The sequence below is a fragment of the Paenibacillus sp. D2_2 genome (genome assembly GCF_031199965.1).
GTDB lineage: Bacteria > Bacillota > Bacilli > Paenibacillales > Paenibacillaceae > Fontibacillus.
Map to the genome: position 1 here is coordinate 4,933,063 of NZ_CP133605.1, position 26,261 is coordinate 4,959,323.

Consider the following 26,261-nt stretch of genomic DNA (forward strand, 5'->3'; position numbering starts at 1 on the left):
CCTGAGAGGTCACTGCACAATTATATATACGCCTATTAGTGGGCTAATTCCTTCTAAATACCGTACCAGTTACCACAAATACTTTATAGAAGTCTTTCTAAGCTCCACATTAGACTCAGAGGTTAACTGGTACTATGGTATTTTAGCATGTTGCTCAAAAGTGGTAAAAGCCTATTTGTTGAACTAACGTTTCCCGTTAGCTTAGTCTTTTTTCCTCCATAATCCTCCGGAACAAGGTGTGAATCCACTCTCTGAATAGAATGACGTGTGTTTTGAATCGTATGTCAACGTCACAATTTCTAACCCGAACTGCTCCGCCTCTTGAAGTAATTTCTTCACTAAGGCTTGCCCTATTCCTCTCTTCTGAAATTTAGGATGCACAATTATGTCCTCCATATAGCCATGTTGCAATCCCATTCCTGCAACATAGCCAAATGCTATAAGCTCAATGTTTTTTTCATCTCGAAGACCAGCCCAAAAGTTGCAACGTTCAAATATAGCAGGGTAATCAGAATGTCTGCCGTCCCATCCCACTAACTCTCTTAAAGTTGGTACTTCATGCTGTTCTATAGGCAGATTTATTACTATCTCTCGACTCAACGATCTATCCCCTTCCGCAATACTTCTTTATCTGGAATTCTCCATCATATTGAAACTATCCTGCCCGTTAGTTCAATAAAAAGAACGCTCCCGCGCCTTCGCTTGGGCTACGTTCTCCTCATTATATTCCATTTCCAATCACCCATTAAAGAACGTACGCGGGTAGCATGTAGTGCTTAAACAGGGGGCTTTAACCTAAGCACTAAGAAAATACTTTATTTTCTTCAAACAATCTTTTGTCAGGTGAAATAAATGTCGTGAACTAAATTTGTTGATTTTATTGGGTTAATGAAGGCATGTGATAAAGATGAAAAAAAGAAAGTCGTGAACAGCTAGAAATTACCATGTAAAGAATGTTGTGAACCAGTTTGAGCAACTTTAAATACGAGCTTCACATTTATCATCAAGCTTACCGACTCTACAGTTACTGTGCAAATCAACTTACATCATTATCTATCAATGAAAAAACGTTTGAAATCATCCATAAAGAAATATTGAAGAAATAAATTTCAAATTCTACCACAACTCTATATTTGCCCTTTCAACTATTTCGTCTCAATGACACGCCTGTTTCTACTCCCTAAACTCTTATAGGCGTAATTCAATACCCTTTACAACAGTATTAGAACGGTAGTGGCTTTAATCCTCAATAAAAAACCGGTTTTATTCATTTGCTCTATAAACGGACCTCTAAATCCGCTTATTTTATCCGACAGTACATATACATCTAAATTTTCTTTAGCACGTGAGCAACCAACATAAAACAATTTATAGGCAGGAATTATACCTTCCACTTTGTTTAATGCAGATATACACCTTCTATAGTTTGTAATATTTGGCTTTTTCGAGAATATCTCATATTCTTTTGCAATTAGACAATCATATAATCCTTGACTATATCTAAGCACATTTAAACTTTTATTTAGAAACGCTATTAATTTTGTGGAATGACTGTCGAATAAATCTTTATTAAGATTCGATGAAGATAAGTAAAATCCCAATATATTACTATATTCACCCTTTAAGACTTTTAATTCATTTTGAATTATTTTTATATTTTTATAGTCAAATGAATTTCTTGACCAGAGCTCTAAAAAGAGATACATCTGTATGTTAGGATTAGACCCGTCTGTAATCTTAAGTTGAACAGCATCATGGCCTTCACCTTTTACTGCATGTTGAGTTGAAATAGAAGGCTTTTTACATTCAATATAACAATTCTTAAATTGAACGTAGTCTATGGAGATCATAAGCTCTTTAAATTTTTCATTTTCATAAATATTTCTTATTAATTCCTCTATATGAATTTCTTTGATAATTCTTGTTTCGCGCAAATATTCTAACAAATCAAACATGCTTATATCATTTTTCAGTGTAATACTAAGCTCTTGTAGTTGTTTATGTAACTTAACCTTATCTGTATGCTTCTTCACTCTCAATATTTCATCATTTGCATGTTTAAATTCAATCATTTTCTTTATTAACTCACCAAACTTATTTTGGTCAAAAAGTTCAACTAAATCAGTTATAAAGATTAAAATAATCATGAGTTCATCTGGATTATCCATTGTCATGTCAGTCAATATTTGTTTAGCACTATATTTATCGAAGATTTTATATTTTTCACTAAATGCCCTAAATAGACCGCCAGAGCCAATAAAGTCAAACATTTCACTATTGTATAATACTAACTGTAAAGCACCATCAAAAACCTCTACATTGTTCATACTATTAACAATATGTATTTTGGGAATTTGTCCACCTTCATGTACGTGGAATTGTTTATACTTCGAATCAAAATATAAATTATTAAGGACAGTTACAATATACTCAGTTGACCTCCAGTTTTTTTTCAAACTAGTATCTTTATAAAATTCATTTTCTATTGTAGTTTGAAACTCTTCCCCTCTTTCATTATATATTTGCTGCATCTCATCTCCCAGTAATATTAATTTGGTTGAAGTCTTCGATATCGCATTATAAAACAATATAAGTATTTCAGATTTGGTATCTTGATATTCATCAATAAAAATATGAGAGTATTTATGTGTAAATATCATGTTTAATTTAGAGTGTTTAGAGAACACTTCTTTAGCAAAGTATAACAAATCATCATGTGATAGCCCTCCATATATGTAGGAAGAGAACTGGGCTTCATTATAGAATATTTCACTTGTATTATTTGCAATAATACCGCAGTCTATCTTAGTCTCACTGGAAATTTCTTTCCGACTTCTATACTTGGCTATACGTTCCAAGTCTATTGCTTCTGTACTGCAGCAAATTTGATTTATTTTCTCTTGGAATAAATCAAAATATAATTTCAATATTTCTTTTTTTCTAAAGAATGGGCGCATAACATCAGCAATAAATGAATGAATAGTACTAATATCTACGCGATCATCATCAATTTTCAAAGCCAGTTGTTCAGTCGCTCTATTTGTATAGGTTATACATAATATTCTTTTGCCTGTTGTTTCAAGCAAATTTCTAATGCTTTTAGAAATAGCAGTTGTTTTACCGCTACCTGCCGGCGCATTGACAATTGTTAATGAATTCTCAAAGCTTATTCCTGAAGCCAATTTAATCCCTCCAGTATATAAGTTGGTACTGAATTTTCGATTTGACTATGCTCAATCATTGAGTACATAAAATCCGTTTTTCGGCTTAATTTATCAACGCGATCTCTAATTGAAGTTTCTGATTTTTTAGAAGGTGCTATTTGTAAATTGTGTTGATCTATGTACTTTTGAAATTCTTGTTTTGAAACCTTATTAAAGACCGTTTTAACATTTAATAAATTCTTTAAAATCGCATCTTCTAACGTACGTGCATAACCATCTTTATACGTTTGAAACTTTAAACATACAAATTTACTGATACTGTACTTACCTTTATTTTTAATTTGTGATTTATAAATATCTTTAATGTTACTCTTTTCGGTAATCTCCTCTATTGTCTTATTTGAAGTGTTTCTTTTCACAACATCTTTTATTAATTCATAAGCCTCTTTTTCTATATCTTCGGAATCATATCTATAATCAATGTCACTTAATATTAAAGTTTTAATTTCCAAAAAATCAATAAGCTTCAAATAGTTATATGCATAAGCTCCACCTACCTGTATATAGGAGATGTATTGAGCTGAAAGAATCCTAAATCTCGAATCATTAATAATTAAATATTTCAATAATAATCTTTCAGCATCACCTTCAAACAAAATCAGTTTATCCGCAAAGACCATCTCGATCATATTAAATTGAAAAAATTTATTGTAGAAAGCAAACTCACTTGGATTCAATCCCGCAATAAATAATCTTAAGTCAAAGATTTTTGATTCCATATGATTTTTGGGTCTAAGAACCCGGATACTCGATAAATCGATAGATTTAGCCATTTCACTAGAATGAGTGGTAATAAACATTTGAAATGAAATTAAATCTTTATCAGATACGATTTGATCACTAACAGTAAATGCAACCGCAACTGCGACTTCTTCCATAACTTCTTCTGAAGTGTTCATATCTTGGTTAACAGCTAATATATTTGCTTCTTTTATTTCTGTAGCAACATATTCATTTGCTGAGGTTATTCTATTTAAAAACTTTATGAATATATTCTCCATTTGCGGGTGTAAGTGGGCTTCTGGTTCTTCAAAAACCAAAAGATTTATTTTTTCTCTATTTAACTTTTCTTTAAATATCTTTACCTCAAGCAATAAATATATAAGATTGCTGTATCCAAGCCCTTGCTTTTGCTCCTTTATCCTGCCTCCCCCGTCTTGTTCAAAATAAATCTTTGTGAATTCTAACAGAACCTTTTCAATTTCATGCTTCTCTAGTTTAAAATCAATTCCTAGCCTACCGTATTACCACCGTTTGTTTGAGAAAAATCATCTAAAGTCTGCCTTATAGTGTCTATGGTGATCCTGTCGATTTTGTTAGACAGGGATTTATCTAATAACAATCGATTAATATCTATAATTAAATCTGCAAGTCCTTCTTTCCACTTCTCGTCATTTCTAACAGTTTTAAGTAGTTGTTTACTAAGAAAATTCTGTTTTTCCTCAGAGGTATCTGATAATTTTCTTAAAGCATAAACACAGTGATAGTTAAATAATTTATAGAAGTTATCTTTATTGCTGATTAAAACCTTATCGTCACCATGCTCATCGCAGTAATATACTGTAGATTCTAACGAGGAAAATAACTCTAAAATGTTTTGATCCCTTTTGACATACTCTAATATTTCTATTCTCTTAGGTTTTTTATAATTAAACTCAATAAGGAAATAGTAGCTTTTTTTATTTATGTCTATATCCGACAGATAGCCTGAAAATAAAGTTAAGCTATCATCATCATCATAATTTATAGTTAATAATACTTTAACTTCACTTAAGTCTTTACTAATCTCAGCTAATTTATCGGCTTTTTCTTCTTCATTTATGGCTGTATCATTAGCAATACTATTCAGTAGATCCTCGTCTTTTTTTGAGCATTATAACTCATATCATCTATATTCATACTCTTGCCAGGTACAAGAATAGTAGACAGAAGTTCTACAATAGATGTTTTGCCTGCATTATTCGAACCAGCTATTGCTGTTAGACTTTTATCAAAATATATGTCTTCGTCACTAAACTTTCTATAATTCTCAATTTTAATCTTATCAATTCTAATCATTTATTCATCTCCCCAGCTTAAGATGTTCATACTTATACCAATATTCCATAAACAGCTAACTCCGGCCTAATACTGTTATCTACAATGCACTAAATGATATATGTAAAAATTCGACATTTATAAAGTAAATCCTACTTTTTTCACTGTAATTATCCAAAAAATCATACAATAGCAACAAAAAAATGAGCAACGCGACTTTTTGCACGTGCTCATTCTTTTTCATATATCATTCAAATAACTATCTTCGCCTAATTGAAAAAAATAATAAATATATTGAACAGCTCCAAGACTGACCTCTTTATAACCATAATGTTTTCATTGCTGCTCGATCTGAAGGACATCAGCTTCCCTTATAAAAAGAAACAATACGGCATTTATTTCGCCGGACATTAACTATTAGGTGAAATAAATACCGAAACCATCGATACTACCCAATGTATTAATTTTATAACATATATGAAGTAACGTGCGCATTTAAAATCTATTCAACGTATCTATGGCAATGTGCAGATTTGCTCCAGATTAATATGGTAACCTATCGGCTGATTTCTATCCCAGCTATTTTGGAATCCTCTATGGCTTATTCCTTCAATCTTCTTAATAATAGAAACCATTTCTTTTGAAGAGTTTACACCGAAAAGTTCCTTTACCTTTATAAACTGACGCATAGATATGAGCCTTTCAAGCAGTTCGACTTTCTGATTTGAAGAATAGAGATATAACCGGGAGAACCAGTAACTTTGCTGTATTCGCGATTTTTTGCTTTGGGTATTTTTTAATCGTAGCCATCTGCACCATCATTTCAGCGAAGATGCTAACCCAATCAAGATTTAGTCTTTCTCGACGGACTTCCTCGATTGCTGGTATATAGAAGTGGTGCTTGATCCAGTAAAATAGCACATGCTCAGGAGACTTCACGATGTTCGTCGAATCCTGTTTCGTCAGCGGCTTTGACTCGACGTCATTGTACCGAAGCCGGTCTGTTGTAATCCTGTTGGTGACGGTACAATCTGAAATCTTTATCGCTCCGCCCTTGGAATGCTTGGAGTCGTTTTTGTACTTCATCAGCAATAGATACCTCATCGCCTTTTCGCAGCAGCGTAAGGTCAGCAGTGTTTTCGCTCTCTCTCCTCCCTTAAGTCCAGGTCTTCTCTATGGCCTTTCTGCGGGGGTCGACTAGGAAAGTGCGCATGTGCTGCAACTCCGCCAAGTAGCCCCTTGTTGATGCATGCGTACGCTTCGCCCGGATGACGGCCAGTTCATGCACCTCATTCGAAAACGTGCGTAGCTGATCCCCTGGTCCGCCTTTTCTACGTGATAAAAACAAGTGTTCTGATGACATTGTGAATCTTTAAATTTATACTTGGAAAATAAAACCATGTAATTATACTTCGTTGTATCCCATTTCTGCGAAGTATTATGAGATATGATATGAGTAAGATTTAAGGAGGAATTGTTGAGTGATGGCTAGTAAAAATAATTATGAAATTTATAAACCTTTTAAAGTAAAAGAATCCAATTATGCCTCTGGTGGGAATGCAAAAGTACTATTAGTTGAAGATGAAGGAGGTAAAGAATATGCTTTAAAAAGCCTTCGAATCAATGAACCTAGAGATGTTAAAAAATTGAAAAGGTTTATACATGAAGTGGAAATTGTCGAGCGCTATCAAAATGACATAAGAGGGATAGTTCCTATAATCCACAAAAGTATTCCTGAAGAGCTTAACGGTGATTTTAAATATACTGACGTTAAAGATCTTATAGTATGGTATGTAATGGATTTAGCTATGCCTATTGAAAAAAAATTAGGCAACTGTGACGAAATAGAAAAAATTATTGATTGCATTATTTCTTTATCTGAGACGCTAGCAGAATTACATATGAATGAGATAGTACATAGAGATATAAAACCAAGCAATTTATATTTTTACCAAGAAAGTTGGGCATTTGGCGATTTTGGTTTAGTTGCTTATCCTGAATTTAGTGGACTTACAGAAGAAGGCGATCGGATTGGAAATTATGCTACGATAGCGCCAGAAATGAGATATAAAGATATAAATGAAAAAGACGCAAGACCAGCTGACGTTTGGTCTTTAGCTAAAACGTTGTGGATGTTATTAACAAATAATTGGAATGACTGCTTTGAAGGAGTATATAATCCTAATGATGAAAGAATGTCTATTTCTAAATATTTAATAAATATTCCAATAGATCCCTTGGAGAGTATTCTTGCAAAAGCTATTTGCTATGAACCACAAAATAGGATTGATATTAATGAATTTTTGATATTAGTACGTGATTATAAAGTCCTTTTGAATGAAAAAAAAAAAGATTAAAAACATTGAAGAACTACGGAAGGAGCAAGATAAATCTAATGATCCAATATTTTATAATTCCGCAGACTTGAGTGTTGATACTTACAAATTATTACTGGAATTTATTGATTTAGTGTCAGAGGATACTTATTACATTGAACGTGGGCAATACGATGAAATTAGAGTATTAAAGTATATTAAAATGAAACTAGAACATTATTCACCGAATAAATTTATTGTTTCTCCAATATTACGGCACTTTAGGAATGATGCAATGCCTTCAATTAAATTATTCGTCAGATATACCAAAAACGAATCTAAATTTGTAACACATCTCTTATGTGATAGAGATAATGTCTATAGTTTTAATCATGCGTATAATTTCGGAAGCTTCTATGATACTGATGGAAATATCAACTTTAGCTTTTTGGATGAGATTGTAGATAATATTAATGAAATATCAATGAAATCCAATAGGTACAGCAGGTAAAATCAGAGGGGTGTCCCAAAAGTAGCTATACTTGTTTTAAAAGACAGTTCACTTAATGTAAAATCATACGAACAACAAAAAAATAGCGGTGCGGGGTGGTTATCCCTGCATCGCTATTTCTTTCTTTCGGTCGATTACCACCTTCTTGAGCAAATTATGGGCAAGTGAAAGCCACTCGACCTCAAGGCTCACTTTTGGCAGGCCTCGAAGCAGAAAACGCTGAAATCTCCGGTTGTTTTTCATTTGCCCAAACACACTTTCCGGTTCAATCATTCGTCGAACCGACAGCGCGTATCCTTCCTCACTCCGAGGTTTCTCGCGGGCTTACTGCTTGTAGCGCAGGCAGTTATCTAGCTTACTGACATCTCGCTGACGAAACCGGGAAAACAGCGCGAGTATGAAGAAACTATAGCATGATACATAACAGCATCAATGAGGCTTTTAGCCCGTTTACTGGTATAAATGTTCTTCAACTGGTACCTGGATGAGTTGTTCTTGGTCATAATAAGCTAACCAAATTAAATCTTTCTGAAAGTGAAATCTATCGTACTTATCTTTTATCTTTATTGATGGCTCTCGCATAAGGCGAATTGACCAAAACATCTTATATCCCGACTGCTTTAATTTTGAATTCAACTTATCTTTATTAGCATAGAGCAACGTCTGATTATTTCGATAAGCTGTACCTGCAATAGAGAAAAATGCATTTACCTGATTTTCATTGTCCCGATATCTCCATCCATCTCCATTAGAAATATTTAGTAGTGAACACATGAATTTGGACGGCAAATCATACGTGAATTCTGTTTCTTCTACAGAACTATACGTAACCTGTGATAAACATTTATTAATAATATATTGCTTTATTTCTCTTCCATGCAAAGTATATACACTAAACTTTTCATATTCATCCTCTATCCATTGCATCCAACTTAAGGCTGACGGATTCATATAAGTATCCGTTTTGGGAGAGGAGTGTTTACTTCCTGGCATGTCCTTAAAAATATCAAACAGGTACTCACTTTTCTCCTCACAATCATTTCGAAAATACTCAAAATCCTCATCCTTTATTACAAAACTATTAATCCATAAAAGAGAATCCGACATTGTCTTAGACTCTGTGAGAGCAGTGAAATTATACAAACATACCCATTCTCCTTTTAAATCCTCTGCCACAGCTGTCATTTCCGACAATTTCGATTCAATCCACCACTTCATTTCAGGCAGTGGCGCATTACGGATCCATCTCTTAACTGTTTCAAGCTCGTCATTTTGACAATCCGTCAGAGATGGTGATAACTCTGATGGCAAGAACCATCCAGTATTTTGTCTGATTTGTTCTAAAGAATATCCCACTAATTCTTGAACAGGATTAGGGATATCAAGTATTTGACTATAATCTAACAGCCATTCCTTTGGCTTACCATTATCACTATCGCGATAAAATGTTAAACGGTCAGCAAGGTAACCAAGCATATCATGAATAGCACACCAAACATATTTCTCACTAAACTGCATTATCTTGCTTTGACTACCATGAGTAGCTGGCCAATATTGTCTAAGAATAGCAATATCTACCCCTAAAACTTCTCCCTCTTTACCACCATTCGGTATACCGTAGAAATGCTCTTCGTTCCAGCCCATTCTATTAAGAAATGCCATAGCATAACCTAATGCAAACTGTTTCGGGGTTAAAGTAGCTAGTCCTATAGATTCTCCATGACGTTTCAGAAAGGCCTTTGTTTCCGTGGGGAATCCTTCATTAATTTCTTCTTGCTCTGTTTCATCTAATATATCCTCAAATGTATAAACATATTCTGCAAAATTATCATCCAATTCTTCAAAGATTTCATCCTCAGCATTCTCTGAGGATAAAGACTCTGCAGACCAACTCTTTAATATTTCATCTAACTTCTCTCCTGCATGTTTCCTCATTTTTTTTTCTTGCTCAATTTTATACAATGCATCTTTAACTATGCCAAAGTCCGTTTGATTCGCATTAAGCTGTAGATACTTCTCTAAAATTTTTTTCGGTATGTCTCCCAATTAACCCCATCTTTAATTAATTCTGTCGAAGAGTCGTAACCCTGCTGTTTAAAAAAATCTGTAAATCCTTTATCAAGTACATACTGGGCTAAGTCTCCATGAATAGGTCCGCTGCCTAAACCATAACCTTCTTTATAATTCCGGCTTGCATATGAGTCTAATTCTGCAAAGTGACTCCCCGTTGGATATGGTGGTCTGGCTTTTTCCACTTCTTCTTGAGTAATGAACCCAAACATATATGCTCTTTCAACCACAGCTCTGGCAGCAAAACGTATTACAGCATTTAAAGTAATAGCTACTTTATCTGGATCAAAGATATTAACTAACATCCATTGGGCCATAGTTTTAAGAGTTGGGTGTTCTTCCGTTAAACAAGAAGCCACTCCATAAGCACAACTTAGCAAGTCTTCTCTCATTTGTGGGTCATTTGTTATATAAGTTAATTCAATTAATTTAATAAACTCTTTAGGATTTTGTATTCCCCATCTGGTTAAACTTTTGCGACATTCATTCCTAACGCTGTTGTCTACCACTGTTAACTGCCATGCGTATAATAAAGGTAGACCGTGATGTCTGTCTGATGGTAACAGTTCAAACTCCTTAGCTGAGCTGATACAGGCCCCAGTACCTTCCCATGGCTTTCGAGACTGACGAGGGATATATTCTGGCAATGACCAAAACAAATCTCTTTCCGCTACCGTAGTACACGATATCAGGTTGTTGTGTACAAGTATCGGGCCTAGAGGGTGATTGTCGACTCTTGCCACTTTCGCAATAAGTTCATTAACAATTTTCCGACAAAGCGGCATAGATTTCCGAAGTAGTTGATTGGGTTTGTTCAGCAAATAGAGCTGTTTTCTCAGAGGTAACATTCGATAATGCAAATAATTGTACACTTAATAAATCATGCGCAAGCAAGGAGGCCGTCCATATTCCATCCCGACCAACCAATATGTCGTGATCCTGTAACAAAACAATTGCTGCCATTTGTCGTGCGCCTGTTCGATACTTCAAGGTATCGGGCATTTCCTTTTGTCCTTGATTCAGAACACCATCAACAATTTGAACGGCTAACAGAAAATCCATTAAGGGTTGTACAGCTATTTCATAAATGATTTCTGGAGGCTCTAGAGGATTACTTGACTGTTTAATATATTGATATAATAGACCGTACCCAAAAAGATAATCTATGAGCTTAAATGATGCTTTTAGATCAAGTATCGCACTTTCTTGTGATGACATAATTAGTTGTCCTAAATATTTACGTTCAATTCGCGGATCTTGCAATGCATGCTTGGAAATGTGAATTAACGATCGAAGAACAACATAATCATTTTCACTCCACAACTGTCCAAAACGCTTGTTAATTTCCCTATCAACATGCTGAATTTTTTCACGCAGTAATTGTGAAATGGTTGTCGAAACATTATCTGTTCGAACCAGCAGTTTATTTTGATAATATTCACAGAACAATCGCAGAGCAAGTGGCGTTTTTATGCTCCATTTTAACCAGGCAAATTCCTCTTCATTTTCGAACTGAACATTGTAGTGTTTTATATATTGTTGATACAATTCACTAACTCTCAAATCACCCTCAGATGGCAATAAAACAAATGGCATCTTTTTCATACTACTAGGAAAAACATACGGTCTGCTTGCTACAAAAAAACGAATACGATCAAACTTTTTCATTATGGCTTGTAGTTCACTAATACGTTCTATCCAATGATCCCATGGAATTGATTCATCTAGACCATCAATACAAATCAATATTTTAGTGCGTACCATATTAACTTGTTCATCACCAGATTGCGTTGTCCTTAATTGTCGGACGTCACATCTATGCGCCAATGATTCTAAAGCCCACCAAATTTCATTCTCGCTCCAATCCGCTGATAATCCAAGCGCGCTTACTAAAATACTTTGCCATAACATACTTGAGTCATACTGCCTAGCTTGTATAATTAGCCCTGGTTTCTCTTCAACATCTATGTATTGCTCCACAATGTCAGCCAAGCCATGTGTTTTACCCGTTCCGGGATCTCCAAGAAAAATAATATATTTTTTAATGAGAGCATCATGGGTGCTTGCCACACGTTCTTCTATCTCTTGATCTAATAATTTTTGAACAGCTTTTTTAAGATCTCTTCTATTGACAGATATCACCGAGTGAAGTGGGAGCTTTTCAACGAGATCAAGACATAATTCAAAATTTGGCCGATTGTAAGGAATCAACGGCTGAGGATATGCATCAAATTCACAGCATTCAACAAGAGTAGTAAGATTAGATTTTAGTTGTTGCAGATACTTAAGACAATCTTGTAATTCTGTTTTTAAAGCCTTTTGTTCACCAAACAGACTATCTCCAAAATAAATCTCTTGTTCTAACGTTTCAAGAGTTGCGATATCATGCATTAGCAAACTCTTCAGTTTTTTTCTGTATTCTAAATTCCCAAGCAAAATTTCGCTTTCCTGATGTATTCTTCCTTGTCCATGCAACGATGCAACATATCTTTGGCGCAACCATCCTGCTTTATTCTTTTCAAATTGTATTTTTAAAGACTCTAGTGAAATCTCTTCCTTTTCAAACCAATATCGTCTAATACCTCCGGATTCATCTTTCTGCAATTCATCCCGCAAAGTCGACTCAGTCCACAACTCAATATCTAGATCGGGAAATTCATCATTCATTTCGGCCAATAAAGCACTCCATCTATCAGCTTCTGAATTACTATTTTTCACAGTCCTTGCAGTTCTAGCGGATAGATCTCTTGGAATACAAACAATATATTTTTTAATATCTGGACGAACTTTTTTAGCCGTTCGAACTGACCCTCGTATCTGGCTAATTTCATTTGCTTGTAACGCTTGTAAGAACCACTTCGACTGAACACCAATATATGTGTTATCCCTTAGCATTACATAGGCCTCTACTCCGCCATCTCCACCGGCACCATTGACTACAGTGAAATATTTGATTTTATCTCCATACTGCCTATTACACCAAAGTTCGAATAATTGATTTGAAAATGCTTCAAATGCTTTTGTTGGAGCTTCCCCGTGTTGTTGGAAGGCTGCCCAATTCATAAAACCCCTCCTGTTTTGACTCCAAGATCATTTGATAACAAAAATCCCCACTAGTATTTATAAGAGTTTACTACAAATTAACGATATCCAAGATTCAATGCCAGTTCCCACCCTCCCTCTTTTTACATTGGTTTATTTTTGATTATTATATTTATTTTTCAGACATGACATCCGATAATTCTTTAAGTTCCTTTTTATAAACCAAAAGTAACTCTTTATTAATCTCATTAAAAGCCTCAAGCTTCTCAATTCTTGATAAAAGCAACTCTCTCTTCGCCTCTTCTGTTTCTGATTTTTCTTCATAAAAATAGTGAGACCAAAATGATGCATCACCGGCTTGACTAAACCCTTCTGATAATTCCAGCCACTCTTCCGTATTATCGTCAACAGCACTTAAAGCAGCTTGTTTAAACACATACTCAAGCCAAACTCTTGCTACTTGATCAATATCTTCAGCCATTTGTAACCATCTTTGCACATCGCCTATTAATTCATCTTTACCTTCTTTTCTTCTTGAGTTAAGAAAAAAATAAAATTCATCGTTATCCGGATCCAAGCGCTCTATCGCTCTGAAAATTGAATCAAAGTTTTGGAACGGTTTTATACCATCAGGCAAATCAGAATGTTGCTCCCAGAGTTTCAATATAGACTCAAAACAACGCTTTTCTGCTTCATCTTTTATCTCGCCTACAGCATTTTGAGCAAATTCCATCTGTTCAGCAATGTAGTGAGCCATCCACCTGGCTAACGTGTTAACTCCAGGATCTAAATTCAACTCTTTAACCAGTTTCTTGCCCAAGTTGATAATACGTTTCTGTGTCTCTAAGTCTTCCATCGGGTGAGAGTATATAGATTTTGTTCTCAGGTGCTCTATATCCATCTGCATCATCATCCCTGAATAAGATTTATATTTCAGCTCTCTCTTAATTTGCACTTCAAATATAAGTTCACACTCTGTTAGCACGCATAATTGTTTTAAGAAACTAATAGAAGCAAATAGCAGCTCGCCACGCTTTAAAGGTTCTTTGTCCTCATCCCCGTTAGCTGTGCTCCACATTTCACAGATCAAATCCGGGTCTTTCTGTCCGTTCGAAAACCATTCTCGCTGATCTTTATCAGTTGATAAACCCATTATCTTTGCAATAGATTCTCCAATTAGATATGGGGGGTATAAAATTTGAGCAGCATGTGGGTCTGAATCATCTAATCTCTTAGATGATTCTTCCTGCCAAACCCAACCTTTGAGAAAAAACGGATTTAACTCCATCTCCATATCTTCTTCATTATAATTGGGTAGTTTAAAGTCATGTGGGTTGGGACAAGTAGATAACGCGTTCAAAAGTGATTGAGAAGCATCAGGTGAAACCAGTGCAGTAGAAATATAGACTGTTTCCTCACTGTTGCTATCCCCTTTACTTATTAAACCGGCTACATTCAGCCAGTATTCCCCATTTCGTTCAATTAGTATTTGTTCAATGAAATCCTGGGCAGAAATTTCAGATACCCATTCTGTACTTTTCACTGTTGTTGCTAATTCATATTGAGATAATGGTAAAGCGTCCCGCCGATCAGCTAACCAATATCCATTCTTTCTAGACAACAAATGTCGTTTAAACCATTTGTCCCATTCGTCTTCATACCACTCATCATTTATCAATACAGGCATCTTATCAAGCAATTCAGAGGCTACAACAAACATCGCATGGTATGAGTAATAAAACCTTAAATCGTCAGATTTCGGATAACTCCCATGACTGTGATAAGTATTTCTTCCGTCTCGGTGAGAACGCCATAATGCTGAACGTGGATCACCCAAGTAACCATCTTTTAACTTAACATCCCATTCTTTTAATATTATTTCAGATGCACGTTGCGCTATTTTTTTTCCTGAAATCCCAAACACTTTTCCAAGAGGATCGTACCAATAACTATCAATGTCAATCCCATGATGAAACTCAACACCTGTAGTACCTTCTTCTGTATCATAATCATATCCAATAAATCTTTCGGATCTGTTAATAACCTTCGCTGGTAGTTGGCTAATCCCAACTGTTTTTAATTGTCTCAAAATGTCTTTGCTGTATGTGTTAGAACATACATTTTCTATATTTATTGCAATATCAGCCGCATATTTCTGAATAATAATGTGTTTGAATTCAAGGGCATAATATGCAAAGACCTCATGATAAGGCTGTAGTATTTGAGCATTTTCAACGGATATTCTTGCTAAGGCAATTAACAGATACAGACGAGCATGTAAATTATAAAAAACAAAATGTGAGCTCCCAAAAGAATCCACCGAATCCTTCTTCATCCATTTAATCAAATCCTCTAATTCCTTAATACAGTTTCCTTCAGCCAGTCTGGCTACGCAATGTGCCGCTTGCCAGCGCAACTTTGATTGAGGAGACCCTAATGCAGCCCAAATAAACCCTGCAAATGATTCGCTCAATTCTGTCGGTGGAACTATGAGTTTTGACCATTTCCCATCGGCATAATCCTCATCAATATGCATCTCTATTCGAGCCAATGCGAAATCCATTAAGTAAATTGCTTCTTGTTCCGATACAAAGCTTGAGGCAATCTTCACAAAACCAAAGAATGTACTCTCACTAACTAATTCACTATTATTCGATAATCCCTCGATAATCCCCGCATTAATGGATGCGATCATTTCGACTTCAACCTGTAGTCCTCCAAGAAAATACTCTAATGAACCCCTTTCAGAAAGTTCAGATGCAAATCGTTGTGCAACCTTCTTTAATATTCCTGGCCATTTTTGTATAACACTAGCTTTAGTTTTCCAATCCTTTGGAATACACTGAAGCGCAGTTCTTATATCAAATAAATCTACACGTTCTGCGATTACCAGCTCATTTAAGAAATGAATCACTTCGTTATCATTAATACGTCTATATAGTTCCATCCAAAAGCCTTCGTGATTCATAGGGATCTCTGCGACCTTTTCAAAATGTTGAAATGCAGAACTAATCCCTACATGGGAAGTTAGCTCAAGATTTAAAAAGATCTCTTCCCATTTAAAAGTTTCTTGTTTTTCCTCCCTCACCTTATAGGAGGCTGCCTGATTTCTCTGATCAACTTTTTTGTCAGATGATTTAGTATAGAAATTCAGGATCTCTCTTATTCGTTTATCATCAACCGAATATTGATTTGCAGTATCATTAAGTTCTTTCCATCGTAACTCTGATGTTTCATTAAGAGATAAATATTCAACCGCTTTAGTTAAAATAAATTGACGGTTTGTAGCAGAACTTTCGTTTCTTATACAGTGTATTGCAATTTCATTTAGTTCATATTCTTGATTAAAAAATGCCGACAATGACCAAGCTACCATTGGAGAAATATCCTTTGATACCACAAGCTCTTTGGTTAAAGCAAATAACTGTTGATCAAACCAACCAATATCCCGGTCCCTCCAACGACTTAACGCTGCCAATGCTGAACTAGGTGACATTCTAACCAATGTTCTAATAGCATCATTTCGATTCCAATACTTCTCACGGGCAACATTATCTCCAACTAATTCTGCCGTCCGAATAAAACGATATGAGATATCTGGTGATACCTGTAAGCTTTCTGAGCCCCGTTTGGCTAATGATACAATCGATTCCCAGCGTTCAACTATTTCATCTCCAAATTTAGATACTGCTTGAATTGCATAATCGAAATAAGTAGCTGCGTCATCTTTACTTTGGCAAAAAATTGAGCGAGCAAGATCTACGTATAATTCGGATTTTTGATCTGGACCATCATTATTTGTTTGAATTAATTCAAATATAGAACGTTCCAAATCTCTTCTCAATCTAATGAGATGTTCTACACGAAACGCCGCACGAACTAAAACTAAGCTATCCTGCATCCATATATATTCACTACTTTTTAAGTATCTTGAATAGTACTCCTCAATTCGACTATCTTCTTCTTTGTTACAAAAAATAAGAATGTCGATCTGGACTCGCGAGACTTCATAGAGAAGAACATCGTAGTCTCTCCATCCTTGAGTTAAAAATGATCTGGCTTGGCTTTCAGCACTTTCACTAAATTCAATTAGTTCTTCATTATTTATAAGCGCTCTTGCCCTAGCGATATACCATGGCAATAGCCCTCCTATTACTCGTTTAAGTTCATCATTTCTTTGTTTGTTTTTATATGTCTTATTGTCTTCCAATTGTTCACTTGGAATTAAATCATCAAATGCAAAATCTATTTTATTTGAAATCACCAATTTCAAAGCAACAGCGCGAAAATAAGTATTCCTTGTCTTATCTGAATGATTACTTGAAATAGATAGTGGAGCTTTATTGGGAATATAATAATTTAATAATCTTAGTATCTGGTTACTCGGCAAATTATTTGCGGCACATGCTTCTGCAAATGATACAATTGCCGAGTTTGTTGCATCATTGTACGAGTATTCCGGCTTTCGCATTCGGGTTCAATTTGTAGTAAATAATATTAGAATGGAATTTAATGCCTTTGAGTCTGGCACTTGCCCTACTTCCAATAATTCCTGGACTACTGCTATGGTAAGATATTGACTCCTAGAATCAAATGATAACATTTCATGTAAGGCCTCAAAATTGCCAGCATCAACAAGTCGTCTAGCAAACCTACGTGTAATACTGTAAATTATTTCAATAGGCTTCCAACTCAAAATAAAGTCAATAGCAAATTTAATTCCATTTAGATTAAAGTAAGCATATACCATCTCTACTATGTCTTCATTTTTTAAGTGTTTGACTATTGAGACCTCTTCTTCTTTTTGTTTTTCAAAATAAATTTTAAGCCAATTATTTGATGATCTTAAATACCCCCTAGCCTCTCCTCGAAAATCTTCAAGAAATGACAACAATGAAGCAGAATACACGTTTTCAGAACCATCCCATTCACCTTTCAAAAGTTGTCTGAAAGCCAACTCCTGTACTCTTTCTTTATCTTGTAAAGGAGCGATCAAATCCACATTTTTTGAAAGGAGCTCATACTGACGTTTATTTCCTGCTACCTCTTCACCACCTCGCAATGCAATTTTAATCGCATCGGCATATTGTTTCTGTTTTAAAGCTGCCTTGAACGCAAACTGCAAGCGATACACTCTTACATTTCGTTCATCAATTGGATTGTTCTCAGGTAAAAACTCGTCTGAAACAGCTAACTCTATCAGTTCTCTATATTGACCGGCCTGTAATAACAAAGATGGAAGTGTTAAGGCAACATAAATGTATGAGGAAGCTAGTGATTTTAAACGTTCAAGATAAGATAATACTTGTTCCGGGGTGGCCCTAAATTGTTCACGAAACCAAGTCTCTGTTGGCTCATCTCTAAAATGAACTGATGTATTAGATATCCAAAGCGGGCGACCTAAATCAGCAATAAAGCTTTTTAAAGTAGATTCCTCTACTTCAGCAGCCTTAGAAAGTATACTAATGGGTATAAATGGAGGTAGTGTAGCTAATCCAACACATATAGAATCAATTTGCTTTTGATAATTACTGGAGAGTTTATCCTTTACACCTGACACAGCAAAATTAAGTTGTGCTTTAATTTGGTCTTCAACCGTGGTTCCTGAAGGACCTAAGTTTGTAAGAACTTCTATAATGTCAGAAAAACCTGCTGATAAAGAATTGGCTTGCACACGAGGGTTACCACTGGTGAGACGATGGAACTCAATTCCATCAATGAGCTTTGCTTCGCTATAGTAATTTCTTAGATGTATCATTGTTTCTTTTTCAGAGAATGGTTTTAATTCCAATTGTATAATTGAACTGGACGGTTGGAGAAGATGTATTCGTTCCGTTCTACATAGTGCAATAAGTTGACATCCTGCTGGAATTGACTCTCTCAGCAGTTCATGAACGAAACAATCTTGATTAAATTCTTCTGCAGCCATTTCCGCATTATCAGCAGCATCAATTACAATAGCCAGAACTGCATCATTATTTGTCTCCTTTAATGCACTGATAGCCATAGCAATTCTCGAGATAAATTTTCGTATAATGTCATCCTCTAAAGCAGTTGATATGGCTAAAATAGGATCGCATAACCCGTGTGACGCTAATTCATTAACGATTTGAATTAATCCATCACGGTGACGATGGCGTGACTCACTTCTATTTCGATAACGCCCACCACCGAAACAATCATAAACTAACCCTAAAGATCCTATTGGGAGATTTTGAACCATATAACGAGCAAATACAGATTTCCCAACACCACCAGCAGCATGAATTATTTTCGGTACAGGTGTTTTAATAATTTGGTCTAATAATTCAATGTATTGAATTCGAGGAATAACTTTATCAATCTTCTCTAATTCTGGTGGAGCGGGGTACATTTCACGTTCAGACGAGATACCCAATCGCATATAAATATCTTCTTTCACAATTTTTCCGTTTCCATTTGGATCAGGAAGTGCCTTTTCTTGCACTAGAGCAGTAATGTTTTCCAATAATTGGTTATCTATACTCCCAGCTACAAGTTGTGATACCTCAACATAAAGTTCATATTTTTGCTGATTATAGTTCCCCTCGCCATCAACTAGTTCAATTAAAGAACAAAATTCCTTTAAATCTTCTTGACTCAAAGCTGAGTATTCTTCAATTGTTTCTTTAAAGATCCTTCCGACATCTCTCCCAGAACCAACAGCCTTCAGATTATTCTTAAAACTTTCGGCAATCGGTCTATTTGTCACAATATAAAATTTTATTTTTGGAGAGTTTGAACTCTTATTTTCATTCGAAAGATGGCCAACATAACGCTTTGCGAAACCTTTAATTGTATCTTTTAAATCACTTAAATTAAACGGTTGGTCGTATCTTACTGTAGTATGCTTTAGTTGAAAGTACGCTATTTCTCTTATCTCAGTTTCCTCTTCACCCCAATATTCAGCAACATCAATAACGTACTCTCCATCCAATTCCAGGTCTTCAGAACCTTCAATCATAATATGACTGAGTTTAGATTTAGGATAAATCATTTTAAGACAACGACGAGCTGCCCAGCGGTAATGAAAAACATCACCAGCTCTTGAATATCTCACTAATCCATTATCCATTTATTTAATCTCCTTTAACTCCGGATACAATATTCAAGAAAAATAGTATTGTTATTTAGTGAGTTCTAAACTTATGCTTTATTCCTTTAGATTCTTTTACCTTCCATAAAAAATCCCCATCCGCAAAAACATGTCCATCGGTCAATTTATAAGAATACTCATTTTTTCTGGCATCCCAAAAAATCACTTCGAAGTTATATACATCTAGCCCTATCCCATATTCATCTATGTTTAACGGAAAAGGATCTGATGAGCCAAACCTAACATATAATTGACCAACCACTTCGGATTTAGGCGGCAAAGATAATTTAAAGTCAGCTCCCACAATATTCTCTAATCCATATACACGATGTTCAGTTAGTTCAACTCCTTCGGAGTTCGTAATAATTAACAGCCCTCTTATGATAGTCAGTGGCCTCTCAGTATTATTGGCTATTAGAACCTCTATGCTTGCACATTCCTCTCGATCGTGTACAGCGTGGAGTATACTTTCTTGCAGTTTAACTTCTACTTCTCCTTTATTGCCGTATATATAATCAAAATCACTACGTTTAGCATTTGCATTCATACTACCCTTGCGTATTTTGCAAAACCCCTCATGAAGCTTTTCATATTTTCGTTTAATCATATATGGTTTATTATCTGTACCGAAAATTCTAAATACCCCTAGAGTGATACCTTCATATTCATACTTAAAATATTCAAAATGTATTTCTGGCTCTACAGTATCGTGTATGATTTGTGTGTAATTAGATGAATCAACAAACTCCGTTGGATCAATTCCCTTAATTATCCTCCCTTCCGGTAAATCCTTTATTCCAATGATTATGTATTTGTCACCATCGTGACGCGAATTAGCCATCGCCATAATATCTACAACTAAATCCAAATGTTTATCTTTGGCATATTGTTTTTCTTTAAAATCTAGGTACTCACACTCATAACCATATTGTATCAATTCAGATAATTTGTTCACTTTTATGCACCTCAAGTCCCAAAAAAATAACTTTTTAATTACTTCTCTAATTATCGACATGCATAGACTATATCCTACCAATTATACCATTTTATTTTGTTGAAAGCTGTATACAATAATACTGAAAAGGGAGTAAGTAACCGATTTCAACTTAGCTGCATGCCTTAGACTTAGACGAAAGTGGCTTCACCTTTTACAAGGTGAAGCCACTATTATCCCTACACAGAACAAAATTATAGCTCACATAGATATCCTCTTAGAATAATTTTTCCTATATAATAGATAATCGCCCGCCAGCTAAATGAAGCAAGTGGGCAATTATCTATATTGAAAAATTCGCATCAAAATCTTATTAAGGGGGTTATAGAAGAAAATAAATTCTAAATTAATCCATTGTCATCTTCGAGATTCCAATATGGTATATCAAAAAAAGATGTAGCACTTGAATAATCGCGTTTAGAATTATTGCATACGTTACAGAGAATTTGAATGTTTGAGGGGTCATTAGTTCCATACAGTGATAAGGGAACTATATGATCCATATCAGGATCAATGCCAAGAAATAGATCACCACTTAATGGATTCCTACAAATTGTGCAGACCCCTTTGTCGCGAAAGAAAATCCCCTTTTTAAGCCATGCCTGCCAGTTTGACATCCTCTTTATTCTACCTGCTTTTGTAATGAACGAGGGAATGGTCTGATTTAATAAATCATGATTTTCTAAAACCCATTGACCTAACCTTGTATGGAAATCAACCAAAAAAGCTTTATTTAACATAATAATATGAAATGCAGAATGAATAATATAAGGAACTGCCTTTCTTTTTAAACTTTCAAGATGATTTGTATACTCACGAATATCCGAACAAATTTTACAAGTACTATAACCTGTGCATTCTTCATCATCTTCATGTTCTAATATAGGACCAAATTAACCGATTCGTTATAGGGAAATATTTCATCGTCTCATACATAATCCCTCCACATGTCATCTTTTCACTACGTTTAAGTATCTATTATTATCAAAATTATCACTTATCTTATGTTTAGAACATATATTTGCTTTAAATGCAGATGCCCCTAGTGATTTAGCCTTTACTCTATTCTGTTCCTTACGATATTTCAAACTATCCAATATCCATACCCATCTGCACCAACATCTCCTCTATTTTCTGCCTCGCCTCGTCAGAACAATTACGATAAGAACTTCTAATTGCCACAATGCTATTAAATGTTACATTACGATATCTGGCATCTAATAATTGAGACACTATTTTAGGAGCATGTCTGATTAGGTACTCGTCTTGGGATTCTTCGAATTTAATTAGAGCAGCTGTACATCGGGGTAATTTCTTTCTATTTCCATTATATTGATTTATTTGTTTTTCAGGTAATGCATTAACAATTGAAAATCTCCTTATCCGGGTAGGAGGATCTGAGGCGTAAACCTCTCTAGCTGCCTGCTCAATATAATTTGATAATTCAATATCTAACTTTTCGCAATCAATCCTTTTGGCATACCCTTGAGCTGGTAATTGTTCTTTCATCCATTGTTTATCATTTTTAATCAAGTAATTGTATTCCGTGGCAGCTTTTGATCGTATCTCCGTTCGGCTATAACCATCTAAGACAATGCGGGTAATATTCTTTCGATATCTATTTATTTTCTCCTCAAAATTGGATGTAGAGGATGTTTCCTTGGTCGTAGCTATTAATTCAAGGATCGCATTTGAATCTTCCATTTTACTCATCCTTAAATACAGATCATCAAATTTTTCGGAACTCTCATCCATTTTTTTAATATATTTATTTATCGTTAAGGGGGTTACTTTGAGTATTTTTGCTATGTCTTTTTGAGTATGACCCTTCTCACGCAATTCACATATTGTTTTAATCCACATATGCCCCATAAACCTTATGCTATAGTGTTCCTCGTCTTCAGCCAATCTGTTTAGGCAAATTCGTTTAGCATAAGTGAAGCCACAAACTCGACATTGAAACTCTCCATAAAAAATAGAAGAAGCATAGTATCTGTTACAATACATAATACTAGGTTGATTATGTTCAGGGCATATTTGATTTAAACATTTCCAAGGCCCTAGTCCAAATGGTAAAGAAACCGAATATCCAGGATGAATTTCAAAAAAATTTGATATACTTCCGCACAAGAACCGCATTAATAGAATATGTAAAATGATATGGTTATGCATATTATTCTTACTTAAGAAGTTTCTTTGAGTCACTATTGAACATATATACTCAGAGTCTATACCAATCGCAAGAAGTTGTTCTTCTGTATAGTAATTCATCATGTCGCTCAACAAACTTTTTTTTGAAATTTCTCCAGTAAAGTCGTGGAAGTAGCCTTTATTCCAAAGAATAATATTATATTGTTCCAAAATCTTCTCCTGACTAAATTTATCCCTGTTCTTAGCAATACAAAAAAGTTCATCTGCAATTAGCATTTGAAAAGCATGGATTTCGTTAGAGTTAACTTCATCACACTTTGTAAATTCATGCCCACATATACAATTAGATGAACTCCGACTAATATCAACACATAAATTTGAAAGCCTTAACCCGCATACAGGACATTCAGAGATCAGCTTTACACCATGCTCAGAACAGATCTCCAAAAAGTGTAATTGTTGTCCGATATGCAAAAAACATTCTCCTATAGAACTCAGCTCATTTTCCATACACTTAGGGCAATATTTTGGTTCTTTGGATAATAATTTAGGCCCCGTTGCATTAACTATTCTTCCAGCAAACGACGAAGATTCACTCCTCCCATACTTTATGTCTTCATAGAATAAATCTATTTTTTTTGTTGACATAAAGGCTTTATAAAACGGAAAAACCGTATGGTTATTTAAAATATACTCAGTTGTTAAATTCGAATTTTTAGATAATCTAGAGATAAAATACTCTAAATTCCTAGAAAAAAAAGTATTTTTATTAGAATGGACATTAAAAAGATCTAGCTTACTTTCGTAGAACTCCTTGTTTCTACTTAATATATGATAACGATATATTGTACTTCGGAAATCCTCTCCTGGATACAGCGTTGGAAAAAAGCTAATTTCATTTGCCATCATATGTTAGCCCTCATTATGGTGAAAAATTTATGATTTCATCAAACTTTTTTTGCACACTTTTCATTAATGGATAATTAAGCCCCGCAGTTTTGAGTAGTCTCCATCCTAATACTCTTCCCTCTGTTTCTTCTAATTTCGTTGCCGCCCAAATTATTCTGCGGATTTGAAATGACTCCGTTGTATCTATGCATTTTTTGATATAGCTACTTGTTTTAGGGAGTTTGGTCAGATTTTTTATAGCTGTTTCCGACAAGGCTTCTTTGGAAAGAGCCCTTTTTATAGCTGCCACAGAGATTCTCTGTGGTATAGATGAATTATTTATAAGATTAACCGCCTTTATTACTGCATCTAATAAAAGCTCATCCCTTTTTTCCCAATTAATTCTTGTTAGTTTATTGGTGGATAATTCAGGATTTTCAACATCTATTTTCACAGGAACAACTCTTGGAATTTGCTTAGGCTGTTCTACAATGTTCTTAGTCAACTTCTTTACATCGAAATTCTTCATTACTAATAGTTGATTTTTCACTGTGCCAGGATCAACACCTAACTCTTTTGCTTTTTGCCGAAGAGAAAGGTTAGCTTGATTTACCTCCCTTAGTTTCGTATACCAAACCTGGCCGAATTCCTTTATCCGCCCAATCCGATATTTATCATCCAAAGATTGATCCGGACTGGTACGTGAATATACAAATCCACAGGAGCAATGAAAGGTGCCTATCGGTCGGCCCGTATTACTGCATCGAGATATTTTGCATTCTTCAATGATATCAAGCTGATAATGCCCTGCAGCCTTATTTAAACACGGCCACGGCTCTTCACCGAACGGTAAATCGCTATGATTTGCTAGATTATCTGGAATATCTCCAAGGAATTTCATGATCAATAAGTGCCTCAACGGATGTATTATTTCACCAGGAGTTCTAATGATCTTATGCAGCCACGTTTCGGATGCTCCTGTTACTTCGCAGTTTAGATGATGTAACAGCTTATCAGTATAAAATAACCGGAATTCTTTTATTAGTCGTTCGAACTTTACCCTTCCTTTTGGTGTTAAATACCCTTTCTTGTACAACAAACTTTTATATGCTGGCAAAGTGCTCTTTCTTAAACACGAAGAAGCCAGCATTGATACCGATTGCTCAGCAATGTATATAAGGTTGCCCTTCCAACTGGTATCAATACCCAATTCCTCAAACTGATCTTCCTTTATCTTTGATAAAGCCACAAACTCAAATTTATGATTTTCAGTACTACATTCAACTTTGCTTATAACAAGGGTTTGCTTATGCACCGGGCAAACAGCTACACCTGGTATTTGGTGCGACCGGTGCCAGTAGGGTTCGCACGTCTCGACTTCCTCTCTATAGCACTCTCGGCAAAATTGAAGATATTTCGGCATTTTCACTTTAGTAGCCATCAAACCTAAGCTAGCATGGATAGCACCTTGAGCAGCGCCTTCCTTCATTAATTTCTCAACATGTTCAATCTTGCTTTGGTTTATAAAATATGCATAATACGGAAAAATAGTATGATCTCGTATCAGTTGATCAGAAGAATAGTGGTTGTCTATTCTCGTAACTAATGCCTCCAAATGACTTGGCAAATCTGCAGAAGCACAAACCAAACGATCACCAAAGAGATCCTCAATAGTTTGTTTCTGGCTCTTTTTACCAGTGTTTATATGGTATCTAGCAATGCCGCTGTACAGTAATTCATCTTCATAAAGAGTCGGAAAATAGGCTAGCAATAGAATCATCCTCTCAGATATCCTATTGCTAGTTTTCCCCTTTTCATGCATTCTTAGTACTCAACAATGGCTTATATAATGAGTTTTGACAGATCATCTTCCGTTGACATACTGCCTATATCCATTAATTTTTCACATATAGCC

Annotated in this window: 16 protein-coding genes and 1 pseudogene; 2 read left to right on the forward strand and 15 right to left on the reverse strand. The window is 35.1% G+C overall.

What is annotated here, in order from left to right; all coding sequences use genetic code 11:
• Positions 1-201 precede the first annotated feature (201 nt).
• From RE628_RS25355 to RE628_RS25375, 5 genes are all read right to left on the reverse strand, one after another.
• Complete coding sequence (locus RE628_RS25355; protein WP_309155996.1) at positions 202-600, reverse strand: GNAT family N-acetyltransferase; 399 nt, start codon at positions 598-600, stop codon at positions 202-204.
• A gap of 611 nt (positions 601-1,211) precedes the next feature.
• Positions 1,212-3,182, reverse strand: a complete 1,971-nt coding sequence (locus tag RE628_RS25360) for a UvrD-helicase domain-containing protein (RefSeq protein ID WP_309155998.1) — start codon at positions 3,180-3,182, stop codon at positions 1,212-1,214.
• Positions 3,167-4,453: an ATP-dependent nuclease gene (locus RE628_RS25365; protein WP_309159572.1), complete on the reverse strand. Its 1,287-nt coding sequence runs from the start codon at positions 4,451-4,453 to the stop codon at positions 3,167-3,169. The genes RE628_RS25360 and RE628_RS25365 overlap by 16 nt, the downstream gene beginning before the upstream one ends.
• Positions 4,454-5,069: 616 nt before the next feature.
• On the reverse strand, positions 5,070-5,282 hold the full coding sequence (locus RE628_RS25370) for an AAA family ATPase (protein WP_309156001.1): 213 nt from the start codon (positions 5,280-5,282) through the stop codon (positions 5,070-5,072).
• A gap of 681 nt (positions 5,283-5,963) precedes the next feature.
• On the reverse strand, positions 5,964-6,347 hold the full coding sequence (locus RE628_RS25375; RefSeq protein WP_309156003.1) for a hypothetical protein: 384 nt from the start codon (positions 6,345-6,347) through the stop codon (positions 5,964-5,966).
• A 398-nt stretch (positions 6,348-6,745) separates the two neighbouring features.
• Between RE628_RS25375 and RE628_RS25380 the strand changes: the two genes are divergently transcribed.
• Together RE628_RS25380 and RE628_RS25385 are read left to right on the forward strand one after the other, a co-directional pair.
• Positions 6,746-7,618: a protein kinase domain-containing protein gene (locus RE628_RS25380; protein WP_309156005.1), complete on the forward strand. Its 873-nt coding sequence runs from the start codon at positions 6,746-6,748 to the stop codon at positions 7,616-7,618.
• Positions 7,599-8,087 carry a hypothetical protein gene (locus tag RE628_RS25385; RefSeq protein WP_309156007.1) on the forward strand — a complete coding sequence of 163 codons (489 nt, stop codon included), beginning with the start codon at positions 7,599-7,601 and terminating at the stop codon, positions 8,085-8,087. Before RE628_RS25380 ends, RE628_RS25385 begins: the two co-directional genes overlap by 20 nt.
• 99 nt (positions 8,088-8,186) lie before the next feature.
• Here RE628_RS25385 and RE628_RS25390 read toward each other — a convergent pair.
• From RE628_RS25390 to RE628_RS25435, 10 genes and pseudogenes are all read right to left on the reverse strand, one after another.
• Positions 8,187-8,396: pseudogene (locus RE628_RS25390) on the reverse strand (transposase); the annotation flags it as partial.
• A 141-nt stretch (positions 8,397-8,537) separates the two neighbouring features.
• Positions 8,538-10,133, reverse strand: a complete 1,596-nt coding sequence (locus RE628_RS25395) for a hypothetical protein (RefSeq protein WP_309156009.1) — start codon at positions 10,131-10,133, stop codon at positions 8,538-8,540.
• Complete coding sequence (locus RE628_RS25400; RefSeq protein WP_309156011.1) at positions 10,106-10,816, reverse strand: hypothetical protein; 711 nt, start codon at positions 10,814-10,816, stop codon at positions 10,106-10,108. The genes RE628_RS25395 and RE628_RS25400 overlap by 28 nt, the downstream gene beginning before the upstream one ends.
• Before the next feature lie 100 nt (positions 10,817-10,916).
• Positions 10,917-13,220: a hypothetical protein gene (locus tag RE628_RS25405; protein ID WP_309156013.1), complete on the reverse strand. Its 2,304-nt coding sequence runs from the start codon at positions 13,218-13,220 to the stop codon at positions 10,917-10,919.
• A 151-nt stretch (positions 13,221-13,371) separates the two neighbouring features.
• Positions 13,372-17,670: a hypothetical protein gene (locus RE628_RS25410; RefSeq protein WP_309156015.1), complete on the reverse strand. Its 4,299-nt coding sequence runs from the start codon at positions 17,668-17,670 to the stop codon at positions 13,372-13,374.
• A 6-nt stretch (positions 17,671-17,676) separates the two neighbouring features.
• Positions 17,677-20,292: a P-loop NTPase family protein gene (locus tag RE628_RS25415; protein WP_309156017.1), complete on the reverse strand. Its 2,616-nt coding sequence runs from the start codon at positions 20,290-20,292 to the stop codon at positions 17,677-17,679.
• A gap of 55 nt (positions 20,293-20,347) precedes the next feature.
• On the reverse strand, positions 20,348-21,328 hold the full coding sequence (locus tag RE628_RS25420; protein ID WP_309156019.1) for an AlbA family DNA-binding domain-containing protein: 981 nt from the start codon (positions 21,326-21,328) through the stop codon (positions 20,348-20,350).
• A gap of 320 nt (positions 21,329-21,648) precedes the next feature.
• A complete protein-coding gene (locus RE628_RS25425) occupies positions 21,649-22,047 on the reverse strand; it encodes an HNH endonuclease (RefSeq protein WP_309156021.1) in 399 nt (132 codons plus the stop codon).
• 349 nt (positions 22,048-22,396) lie between these two features.
• Positions 22,397-24,367, reverse strand: a complete 1,971-nt coding sequence (locus RE628_RS25430) for a TnsD family Tn7-like transposition protein (protein WP_309156022.1) — start codon at positions 24,365-24,367, stop codon at positions 22,397-22,399.
• A gap of 13 nt (positions 24,368-24,380) precedes the next feature.
• Positions 24,381-26,126, reverse strand: coding sequence for a TnsD family Tn7-like transposition protein (locus RE628_RS25435; RefSeq protein WP_309156023.1), 1,746 nt, complete (start codon positions 26,124-26,126; stop codon positions 24,381-24,383).
• Positions 26,127-26,261: the final 135 nt, after the last annotated feature.

Bases quoted from the DNA above. Each gene is read 5' to 3' on its own strand.
- RE628_RS25370 (WP_309156001.1), bottom strand. From the start codon at position 5,282: ATGATTAGAATTGATAAGATTAAAATTGAGAATTATAGAAAGTTTAGT.
- RE628_RS25375 (WP_309156003.1), bottom strand. From the start codon at position 6,347: ATGAAGTACAAAAACGACTCCAAGCATTCCAAGGGCGGAGCGATAAAG.
- RE628_RS25380 (WP_309156005.1), top strand. From the start codon at position 6,746: ATGGCTAGTAAAAATAATTATGAAATTTATAAACCTTTTAAAGTAAAA.
- RE628_RS25385 (WP_309156007.1), top strand. From the start codon at position 7,599: ATGAAAAAAAAAAAGATTAAAAACATTGAAGAACTACGGAAGGAGCAA.
- RE628_RS25405 (WP_309156013.1), bottom strand. From the start codon at position 13,220: ATGAATTGGGCAGCCTTCCAACAACACGGGGAAGCTCCAACAAAAGCA.
- RE628_RS25410 (WP_309156015.1), bottom strand. From the start codon at position 17,670: ATGCGAAAGCCGGAATACTCGTACAATGATGCAACAAACTCGGCAATT.
- RE628_RS25415 (WP_309156017.1), bottom strand. From the start codon at position 20,292: ATGGATAATGGATTAGTGAGATATTCAAGAGCTGGTGATGTTTTTCAT.
- RE628_RS25420 (WP_309156019.1), bottom strand. From the start codon at position 21,328: ATGTCGATAATTAGAGAAGTAATTAAAAAGTTATTTTTTTGGGACTTG.
- RE628_RS25425 (WP_309156021.1), bottom strand. From the start codon at position 22,047: ATGTTAAATAAAGCTTTTTTGGTTGATTTCCATACAAGGTTAGGTCAA.
- RE628_RS25430 (WP_309156022.1), bottom strand. From the start codon at position 24,367: ATGATGGCAAATGAAATTAGCTTTTTTCCAACGCTGTATCCAGGAGAG.
- RE628_RS25435 (WP_309156023.1), bottom strand. From the start codon at position 26,126: ATGATTCTATTGCTAGCCTATTTTCCGACTCTTTATGAAGATGAATTA.